The sequence below is a fragment of the Streptomyces sp. MUM 203J genome (assembly GCF_022414595.1).
Taxonomy (GTDB): Bacteria; Actinomycetota; Actinomycetes; order Streptomycetales; family Streptomycetaceae; genus Streptomyces.
Genome location: NZ_JADWYO010000043.1, coordinates 43,928 through 51,587 on the forward strand (window position 1 = coordinate 43,928; position 7,660 = coordinate 51,587).

General features: G+C 71.2%; 5 protein-coding genes. All 5 read right to left on the reverse strand.

Annotated features, from left to right (window positions below; genetic code table 11):
* Positions 1-19 precede the first annotated feature (19 nt).
* Positions 20-1,582, reverse strand: a complete 1,563-nt coding sequence (locus I3F58_RS20570; RefSeq protein ID WP_240110127.1) for a YfcC family protein — start codon at positions 1,580-1,582, stop codon at positions 20-22.
* Entirely contained in the window at positions 1,579-2,532 is a 954-nt protein-coding gene (locus tag I3F58_RS20575; RefSeq protein WP_240110128.1) for a carbamate kinase, read from the reverse strand. Before I3F58_RS20575 ends, I3F58_RS20570 begins: the two co-directional genes overlap by 4 nt.
* A 44-nt stretch (positions 2,533-2,576) precedes the next feature.
* Positions 2,577-3,578, reverse strand: a complete 1,002-nt coding sequence (gene argF, locus I3F58_RS20580; protein ID WP_240110129.1) for an ornithine carbamoyltransferase — start codon at positions 3,576-3,578, stop codon at positions 2,577-2,579.
* 28 nt (positions 3,579-3,606) lie between these two features.
* Entirely contained in the window at positions 3,607-4,830 is a 1,224-nt protein-coding gene (locus I3F58_RS20585) for an arginine deiminase (RefSeq protein ID WP_240110130.1), read from the reverse strand.
* 111 nt (positions 4,831-4,941) lie between these two features.
* Positions 4,942-7,587, reverse strand: a complete 2,646-nt coding sequence (gene adhE / locus I3F58_RS20590) for a bifunctional acetaldehyde-CoA/alcohol dehydrogenase (protein ID WP_240110131.1) — start codon at positions 7,585-7,587, stop codon at positions 4,942-4,944.
* Positions 7,588-7,660: the final 73 nt, after the last annotated feature.

Sequence of the window (7,660 nt, forward strand, 5' to 3'; positions counted from 1 at the left end):
GGGGAGCCGCCCCGGCCGGTCAGTCCACCGCCGCTCCGGCCAGCAGCAGGCCGCCGACCGCGAGGAGCAGCATGGCCATCAGGGGGGCGACGAAGCGCAGATAGCGGTCGTAGCGCACCTCGGCGAGCGCGAGTCCGCCCATGACGACGGCGGACGTGGGGGTGATCAGGTTCACCCAGCCTGAGGCGGACTGGTAGGCGGTGACGACCACGTCCCGGCCGACCCCGGCGAAGTCGGCGAGGGGGGCCAGGATCGGCATGGCCAGGGCGGCGTGACCGGAGGACGAGGGCACGAGGAACGCGAGCGGGATGTTGACCAGGAACATCAGGATCGCGAAGAGTCCGGACGAGGTTCCGGACACGGCGCGGTGCAGGACGTCCAGGACGGTGTCGGTGACCGCCGCGTTGTTCATGAGGACCGTGACCCCGCGTGCCAGCATCACGATCAGCGCCGCTCCGGCGAAATCGCCTGCCCCGGCGGTGACGGCACTCGCCGTGCCCTTCTCTCCCAGTCCGCCGACGAGGCCGACGACGACGGCGGCGACGAGGAACAGCGCCGCGAGTTCGGGGAAGTACCAGCCGAGTGTGGGCAGGAAGGTGACGCCCAGATCGGACCACGGCACCACCGCGAAGATCATGAAGAGGAAGGTGCTCGCGAAGAGGCCCAGGACGGTCCTCAGCCGGGCGGAGAGCACCGCGGCCGGCTCGCCGTCCCGGCCCGTGCCCGCCCCCGTGTCGGCGTCCGCGGGCGACCGGTCCCCGTCGGTGGCGGGCACCAGGGACCGGGACGGGTCGGCGTGGACGCGCCTGGCGTACCGGACGACATAGGCGGCGGTGAGGGTGGTGAGAACCGCCCACATCGCGAGCCGGAGCAGGATGCCGTCGCCGGTACCGATGCCCGCGCTGTCGGAGGCCACGCCGGTGGCGAACGGGTTGACGGTGGAGGCGAGGGTGCCGACTCCGGCGCCCACCATGACGACGGCGACGGCCACCATCCGGTCGTACCCGAGTTTGAGCATGAGCGGGACGGTCAGCGCGTAGAAGCCCAGGGTCTCCTCGGCCATGCCGTAGGTGGTGCCGCCGAGGGAGAAGACCGTCAGCAGGACCACGAGCAGAAGCGTGCGGTGGTGCCGCAGGCGATGGGCGAGGCGGGCCACGCCGAGGCCGAGGGCTCCGGTGCGCAGCGTCACGGTGACGAAGGCGCCGACCATCAGGATGAAGAGGAACACTCCGGCCGCGCCCGCGAAGCTCCCGTCGGCGCCGGGCGCGGTGAGGCCGCTGCCCGGGTCGGTGACGCCGTACAGCCCGTTGACCGGTGCGAGGAACAGGTCCTTCAGCCGGTCCCAGAAACCTGACGGGGCCTCCACGGGGTGGTAGGTGCCCGGGACCGGGCTGCCGTCCCGGGTGTCGTAACGGCCGGCGGGTATCACGAAGGTGAGTGCCCACACGGCGAGGGTGACGGCGATCAGCACCGTGAACGCGGACGGAAAGCCGCGGTGCCGCCGTCCGCCGGGACGGCGTTGCGCGTCCGGGCCGGTTCCGGTGGGGCCGGCCGCGGGGGACGTGTTCTCGCTGATCGTCATCTCGTCTCCCGACGGACGTGCGGGCGGCGTCCCGGGAGGCGGCCGCCGGGGGTGACGACGGTGCCGGTGGCGCCGTCGAGGAGGGCCTGTGCGTCGCCGAGGGCGCCGATGGCCGCGAGTCCGCCGGTCCGTTCCACGAACCGGCACGCCGCGTCGACCTTGGGGCCCATCGATCCGGCAGCGAACCGCTGGGACCGGAGGCGGGCGGCCGTGGTGAGGCCGATGGGTGCCGCTTCGGGGGTGCCGTGGCCGCGTTCGACGTGGGTCACGTCGGTGAGCAGGAGGAGCGCGTCGGCGTCCAGCGCCTCGGCGAGCAGGGCCGCGGTGAGGTCCTTGTCCACGACGGCTTCCACGCCGCTGAGCCGCCCCTGCGCATCGCGGACGACGGGCACTCCCCCGCCTCCTGCGCACACGGCCACGGCGCCGGAGTCCAGCAGCAGGCGTATCAGCCGCGTCTCCACGACGCACAGCGGGCGGGGCGAGGGCACGACACGCCGCCAGTGAGGGCCGTCCCGGCGGACCGTCCAGCCGTGCGCGGCGGCCAGCCGCTCGGCTTCCGCCCGTTCGTGGACGGGCCCGACGAACTTCTGCGGGTCGTCGAAGGCGGGGTCGTCGGCGGCGACCAGGGTCTGGTTGAGCAGGGCGCAGATCTGCCGGCCGGGCAGGGCGTTCTGGAGGGACTGCAGCAGCCAGTACCCGATCATGCCCTGTGTCTCGGCTCCGAGGACGTCGAAGGGATACGGCCTGCTCAGTGCGTGGTCGGCCGCGCTCTCCAGGGCCAGTACACCGACCTGAGGGCCGTTCCCGTGGGTGATGACGAGCTCGTGGTGGTGAGCCAGGGGGGCCAGGGCGGCGACGGCCGTACGGAGATTGGCGAGCTGGACCGAGGCGTCCGGACGTTCCTTGCGCCGGAGCAGGGCGTTGCCGCCCAGAGCGACGACGACACGCATGGGGTGTTCTCCAACGTGCGAGGGGGACGGGGTGTGCGGGAGGGTCAGTCGGCGAGGGTGGCGACGAGGATCGCCCTGATGGTGTGGAGCCGGTTCTCCGCCTGGTCGAACACGATGGAGCGGGACGACTCGAACACCTCGTCGGTGACCTCCATGGCGGTCATGCCGGTGCGGGCGGCGATCCGCGCGCCGACGGTGGTGTCGCTGTCGTGGAACGCCGGCAGGCAGTGCATGAACTTGACGCGGGGGTTCCCGGTGGCGCGCAGGACGTCCATGGTCACCTGGTACGGCTTCAGGAGCGCGATCCGCTCGTCCCAGAGTTCGGCGGGTTCACCCATGGACAGCCAGACGTCGGTGTAGACGAAGTCGGCCCCGGCGACACCTTCGGTCAGGTCGTCGGTGAGGGTGATGCGGGCTCCCGAGGAGGAGGCGGCGCGGCGGGCCTCCGCCACCGTGTCCGGGGCACTGTGCAGACTGCGGGGCCCGGCCATCCGTACGTCCATGCCGAGCATCGCGGCGGTGACGAGCAGGGAGTTGGCGACGTTGTTCCTGGCATCGCCCAGGTACGCGAACGACACCTGGCTGAGCGGCTTGTCGGTGTGCTCCCACATGGTGAGCACGTCCGCGAGCGACTGGGTGGGGTGCCACTGGTCGGTCAGGCCGTTCCACACCGGCACGCCGGCGTGGCGGGCGAGTTCCTCGACCAGTTCCTGGTCGCTGCCCCGGTATTCGATGCCGTCGTAGTAGCGGCCCAGGACCCGGGCGGTGTCCTTGACGGACTCCTTGTGGCCGAGCTGTGAACCGGCGGGGTCCAGGTAGGTGACGTGGGCGCCCTCCTGGTGGGCGGCGACCTCGAAGGCGCAGCGCGTACGGGTCGAGGTCTTCTCGAAGATGACCGCGATGTTCTTGCCGGAGAGCCGAGGCCGACCGGTGCCCGCCCTGCGGGCGGCCTTGAGTTCGGCGGCGAGGTCGAGGAGGTGGTGGAACTCGGCCGGAGTGAGGTCGAGTTCCTTGAGGAAGGGGCGGTGGCTGAGAATGCCGGGCACGGTGTGCTCCTCGGGGGTCGGGCGGTGGTCAGACGGCTTCGCGTTCGATGGGGCAGGTCATGCAGCGGGGCCCGCCGCGGCCCCGCCCGAGTTCGCTGCCGCGGATGGTGATGACCTCGATGCCGCTCTTGCGGAGGTGCGTGTTGGTGGTGACGTTGCGTTCGTATGCGACGACGACGCCTGGTTCGACGGCCAGCACGTTGCAGCCGTCGTCCCACTGCTCGCGCTCGGCGGAGCGGATGTCCTGACAGGGGGTGAGCACGCGTACGGAGCCGAGGCCGAGGGCGTCCGCGATGACCTCGTCCGTCTGTTCGGGCTCATGATCGGTGATCGTCAGTCCCTGTCCGCCGGGGCCGGGCTCGATGGTGGAGGCGGGGAGCGGCCCGAGGCCGGCGTAGCGGGTGAAGGTGTCGCCGCTCACCATGGTCATGACCGTGTCCAGGTGCATGAAGTTGCGGCTCTTGGGCATGTCCAGCGCGACGACCCGGCAGGCGGAGCCCGCGGCGAACATGCGCAGGGCGAGCCTCTCCACCGCCTGGGGTGTGGTCCGTTCGCTCATGCCGACGAGCACGGCCCCGTTGCCGATGACCAGGACGTCCCCGCCCTCGATGGTCGCGGGGTGGTCGGCCTGCCCGCCCGACCACCGCGGGAACTCCCCCTTCTCGAAGAGGGGGTGGTGCCCGTAGACCGCCTCGAAGTGCACGGTCTCGCGGCGGCGCGCCCATTTCTTCATGGGGTTGACGCTGACCCCGTCGTACACCCAGCACGAGGTGTCCCGGGTGAAGAGGTGGTTCGGCAGCGGATGCAGGACGAAGTCGTCGGGGTCCATGGTGTGCAGACGGACGCTGGGTACGGTACCCGTCCGGGAGAGCAGCTCACGCCTGGTCATTCCGCCTACGAGGCCCGCGGCGAGCTCGGACGGCTCCAGGGAGTCGAGGAACGCGCGGACACGGTCCGTCGCCAGCGGGCCGAACTCGCGCTCGTCGCAGACCCTGTCGAGGACCAGCGTCCTCGCCGCGGGCCGCTCCAGGGTCTCGGTGAGCAGGTCGGCGAAGAGGTGGACCTGGACGCCGCGGTCGCGCAGGGTGTCGGCGAACGCGTCGTGCTCGTCCCTGGCCCGTTTGACCCACAGCACGTCGTCGAAGAGCAGTGCGTCCTTGTTGCTCGGGGTCAGGCGTTTCAGCTCCAGGCCGGGCCGGTGCAGGATGACCTGCTTCAACCGGCCCGTCTCGGACGCGACGTGAAAGGGCATGGGCTTCCTCGGGAGGGAGTGCGGGCAGGAGTGGGCGGGGGTGGGGACCGGGCCGTGCGTGAGGTGACCGGGCGGGCGGTGTCCGGCCCCGGACCCGCCCGGTCGCCGCTCCTACGCCTCCGCCGTGCCGTAGTAGGCGGTGCGCATGATCTCCTCCATGTCGTCGAGCATGGGCATGCGCGGGTTGGCGGGGGCGCACTGGTCCTCGTACGCGTTCAGCGCCTGGCGCGGAAGCGCGGTGACGAACGCCGTCTCCTCGACCCCGAGCGCGCGGAAGGACGGCTCGATGCCGACGGCGTCGCGGAGCCGCTCGACCGCGTCGGCGTAGGACGCCACTCCTTCGGCGGGGGTCGCGGCGGGCAGACCGAGGGCGCGGGCGATGTCCTGGAAGCGTTCGGGCGCCCGGTAGCTCTCGTACTTGGGCCAGCCGGTGAGCTTGCCGGGGACGGTGCCGTTGTAGCGGATCACGTGCGGCAGCAGGATCGCGTTGGTGCGGCCGTGGGCGATGTGGAAGGTGGCGCCGAGGGTGTGGGACATGGCGTGGACGATGCCCAGGAACGCGTTGCCGAAGGCCATTCCCGCGATCGTTCCGGCGTTGTGCATCTTCTCCCGGGCCCGGCGCCGCGCGGCCGGGTCGCCGGCGACGGAGGCCTCCAGGTTCTCGAAGACCAGCTTGACGGCGTGCAGGGCGAGCCCGTCGGTGAAGTCGTTGGCGTACACCGACACGTACGCCTCGGTGGCATGGGTCAGCGCGTCGAAGCCGCTGTCGGCGGCGAGGGACGCGGGCAGTTCGTCCGTGAGGACCGGATCCACGATGGCCACACTCGGGGTGAGGGCGTAGTCGGCCAGGGGGTACTTCTTGCCGGTCGCGGGATCGGAGATGACGGCGAACGGGGTGACCTCGGCTCCGGTGCCGGAGGTGGTGGGGACGCAGACGAGGCGGGCCCGCTCACCGGGAACGGGGAAGCGGAACGCGCGCTTGCGGATGTCGGAGAACTTCTGGCGCATGTCGGAGAAGTCGACGTCCGGCCTCTCGTAGAGCAGCCACATGACCTTCGCCGCGTCCATCGGGGACCCGCCGCCCAGGGCGATGATCGTGTCGGGGCGGAAGTCGCGCATCAGGGCGGCGCCGCGCCGCACGGACTCGATGCTGGGCTCCGGCTGGACGTCGTCGATGACCTGGACGGTCACCGGCTCCCGCCGCTGCCGCAGGACCCTGCTCACCCGGTCCACGTAGCCGAGGCGGGTCATGGTGGCGTCCGTGACGACGGTGACCCGCGAGACGCCCGGCATGGAGGCGAGGTAGCGGATGGACTGCGGTTCGAAGTAGATCTTCGGGGGCACCTTGAACCACTGGAGGTTGTTCTGGCGGGTGGTGACACGTTTGATGTTGAGAAGCTGGGCCGCTGAGACGTTGTCGGAGACCGACGTGCTGCCCCACGAACCGCACCCCAGGGTCAGGGACGGCAGCAGGTGGTTGTAGATGCCGCCGATCGCCCCTTGTGAGGAGGGGGAGTTGACGATGATCCGCACGGTCTTCATACGCCGCCCGTAACGCTCCGCGAGGTCCGGGTCGCCCGTGTGGATCACCGCGCTGTGGCCCTGCCCGTGGAAGGCCACCATGTCGGCCGCCAGGTCGAATCCCGCCTCCTCGCTGCCGGCGCGGAGCACGGCGAGGACGGGGCAGAGCTTCTCGCGGGTCAGCGGCTCCTCGCGGCCGACCCGGGCGGCCTCGGCCAGGATGAGGGAGGTGTCGCCCGGGACCGCGAAGCCCGCCTGCTCCGCGATCCAGGCCGGGCTCTGCCCGACGGCCCGCGGGTTGACGCGGCCCCGGCGGCCCCCCGGGTCGGGTGGGAAGAGGTAGTTCTCCAGCTTCCGCTTCTCGTCCGCCGTCGCCACGTACGCGTGCAGGGTGCGGAACTCCTCCAGTGCCTCGTCGTAGATCTCGTCGTCGAGGATGACCGCCTGCTCGGACGCACAGATCATGCCGTTGTCGAAGGACTTCGACAGCACCAGGTCGTTGACCGCCCGGCGCAGGTCGGCGCTGCGGTGCACATAGGCCGGTACGTTGCCGGCGCCGACGCCCACGGCGGGCTTGCCCGCCGAGTAGGCGGCCTTGACCATGGCGTTTCCGCCGGTCGCGAGGATCATGGCCACTCCGGGGTGGCGCATCAGCAGTCCGGTGGCCTCGGCCGAGGGCGCCCCGATCCACTGGACGCAGTGCTCGGGCGCGCCCGCGGCGACGGCCGCGTCCCGCACGATCCGTGCCGCTTCGGCGCTGCACTGCTGGGCGGACGGGTGGAAGGCGAACACCACGGGGTTGCGCGTCTTCAGGGCGAGGAGTGCTTTGAAGACGGTGGTCGCGGTCGGGTTGGTGACGGGGGTGATCGCGCACAGCACGCCGACGGGCTCCGCGATCTCGATGACGCCCTCGATGTCGTCGCGGGCGATCACCCCGACGGTCCGGGCGTGGGACATGCTGTGGGTGACGTGTTCGCAGGCGAACATGTTCTTGGCGGCCTTGTCCTCGAAGACGCCGCGGCCGGTCTCCTCGACGGCGAGCCCGGCCAGTGCGGTGTGCTGTTCCAGCGCGGCGACGGAGGCCTTGGCCACGACGTGGTCGACCTGCTCCTGGGTGAGGGACTCGAAGTCGGTGAGCGCCTTCAGCGCGTTGTCCACCAGCTGGTTCACGGCGATGTCGGTGTCCGACGGACCGGTCTCCCCGCTGGGGCGCGGTCCGCTGTCCGGCTTCGTCATGGAGAGCTCCGTAAGTTGTTAGGCGGCCCGGGAGGGCCGGATGTGGCTGATGGGGTCTTGCCAGTCGTGGCTC